Here is a 2,958-nt window from a genome sequence, read left to right on the forward strand (position 1 = left end):
AATCCCTAAAATCAATAATAGGTTCAACAACCATCTCAATTGGATATATTTCTTATTCTTGCCTAAAATGTTTCTATTGGCATGAAATGGTAAGTAATTTAGTGTCATGATTGGTTAATTTATTTATACCTAATTCAATTTTGATACTCTTAAGTCCTCAGAATATATTTTCTATATGATTCTTTACCACTTATAATTTAGCTATTTTATTTAAAAACTCAAAGGGATAACTATCTTCAAATTGAAGAATTATACCTCGTTTTACAATTCTGTCCATGTAATCTTAAAAAGTATTTGAATAAATTAATCTAATTCAAATAAACCAATTTTTAAGATACATAAACTACCAAAGCGTAAAGGGGGGAAGTATTTAACTTAAAGGTAACTTTAGATTAATATTCTTTCAATGCAATATTTTAAAGATAGCCATAAAAATTCAGATAATATTAGTATCACAAATACAGGCAAAATCCGGGGTGGATTCAATAGATCGAAGATATTAATAAAATTCGGTTATAATTATTTATTCTTTTCAGAAGGGGATGTACTGTTGCATTTTTAGGATAAATGACACTATTTGAAATCATTTTTAGCAATATGCAAAAAAAAGGGTTTGAAAATTGTGTTCTTTGCATAAATTCCACAACTTGATACCTTTATAACAGCTATTATAGGTTGATATACGAGGAATATAGGAGTATTAAGATAATGTTGAGTAATTAGTAATATTATATCTTTGAACAGAATTGGAAAGAGCTTGATGAGGAAATTAATAATCCCCCTTTTACTTCAGTTTTGGTGTTTTCTTGGCAGTGGCCAGGCCTTTTTTGAGGAAAGCCTAACCGAATTTGTAAATGAAGAAGTGATTTACGGATCAATACCTATTTTTCATGGCCCGGGAATCTCTTTTATGGATTTTGATAATGATGGCTGGGACGATATTACCATACCGGCCTCGGCAAACCGGGATTTTCAATTTCTAAGGAATACCGGGGGGCAGTTTGAAATCATAGAACTACCCATTAGCAGTGGAGGAATGTATGCCCGCCAGGCTTTGTGGGTGGATTTTGACAATGACGGGGACAATGATTTTTTTGCCACCAGTGACCAGGGCAGATGTTGGTTCTATAGGAATGATGGGGGGAATAATTTCACAGATATCCTCGCTGCTTCAGGAATTGCCGCCCAGGCCGCAGAATATTGGGGAGCTTCCTGGGGAGATTATGACAATGATGGTGACCTCGATGTATTTCTTTCTGTAAGAGACCCCGACCAGGTAAATTATAATCTCCTTTACCGTAATGAAAATGATGGCACCTTTACAGATGTGACCTTATCTGCGGGTCTTCCATCAATAGGTTATTTAACCCAAAGTGCAGCATTCATTGATTATGACCGGGATGGGTATCAGGACCTTTTTCTAGCCAATGACAAAGATGAATTGCCTAATTTCTTATACAGAAACAGGGGCGACGGTACCTTCCAGGATGTAAGTAATGCCTCTGGTATGAATCTTTTTATGGATGGGATGTCAACCACCGTTGACGATTACAATAATGACGGATGGTTAGATATTTACGTCACTAATATTTACCCTGCGTTTTTATCCGGTAGTGTGCAGGGGAATGCATTTTTAATGAATAATGGAGATGGGACTTTTAGCAATGTAGCACAGGGCAATGGTACGCGTTATGATGGTTATGGCTGGGGTGCTATATTTTTAGATAGTGAAAATGATGGTGACCTCGATTTATATGTGAGTAGCCATCTTGATGGCACTGACGGCAGGCCTCCTTCGGCATATTATGAAAACAATGGAAGTGGTAATTACACAATTCCTTCCAATGCAGGTTTTATAAATAATATTAAAGCCAGTTATGGAAATGCCATTGGGGATATACAGAACGATGGCCTGCCCGATATTGCCGTGGTAAATATCGCTGATCAGCCCATAGACCTATGGGCCAACCGGACAACGACACAAAATAACTGGCTAAAAGTAAAACTTCAGGGTACTCAGAGCAATAGCATGGGTATCGGATCTTATATTGAAATAGGGGTAGGACAAGAGGTTAACTATAGATATACCATGTGTGGTGAAGGCTTTATCAGTCAGAACAGTCTTTCAGAATTTTTTGGCTTGGGAGCGGCCACTGAGGTAGATTATGTTGAGGTTACCTGGCTAAGTGGCTTAAAAGATCGTTTTGAAAATGTGGCCTCCAATCAATTAATAACACTTGTAGAGGGGTCCAGTCCTGTTGAAAACAATGGAAACCCAAATGGCGGCGGAAATGGAGGAGGAAATACTAATCCGGATTGGTCTGTTGCTCGCCAATGGAATGAGGTATTATTAGAAGCCATACGCCTGGATCTGGCAAGGCCTACGGTTCATGCCCGCAACCTTTTTCATAGCTCACTGGCCATGTATGATGCCTGGGCCTTGTTAGACGATACAGCTGAAACCATATTTCTTGGGAAGACATTTAAGGATTTTTACTGTGAATTTGATGGTATTTCCCCCCCGGAAGACCTGGAGGTTGCCAGACATGAAATGTTAAGCTACGCCTTGTATCGCCTACTTTCGCACAGATTCTCTGATTCTCCAAGGGCGGTTTCTGCATTACAAAACTTTAACGCCTTGTTTACGGAATTGGGCTATGACCCCACCTTTCAAGACATAGATTATTCGTCCGGGTCCTATGCCGCCTTAGGGAATTACCTGGCATCAAAACTGATAGAATTTGGCTATCAGGATGGGGCCAATGAAGAAAATGCTTATGAGAATCAGGACTATAACCCGGTTAATAGTCCTCTTTCTCTGGAAAATTATGTCGATGTTGTTGAATTAAACGACCCTGACAGATGGCAACCCCTTGCCTTTGAAAGTTTTATAGATCAGAGTGGAAATTTAATTGAAGGTGCTGTTCCTGAATTTTTAAGCCCGGAATGGGGAGAAGT

The 2,958-nt window shown here is 38.7% G+C and carries 1 protein-coding gene; it reads left to right on the top strand.

What is annotated here, in order from left to right; genetic code table 11:
- Window positions 1-760: 760 nt before the first annotated feature.
- The coding region (locus tag Q0X89_RS16670; protein WP_297696279.1) for a CRTAC1 family protein at window positions 761-2,958 on the top strand (2,198 nt) is incomplete at its 3' end.

The sequence above is a fragment of the uncultured Eudoraea sp. genome, assembly GCF_947258525.1.
GTDB lineage: Bacteria > Bacteroidota > Bacteroidia > Flavobacteriales > Flavobacteriaceae > Eudoraea.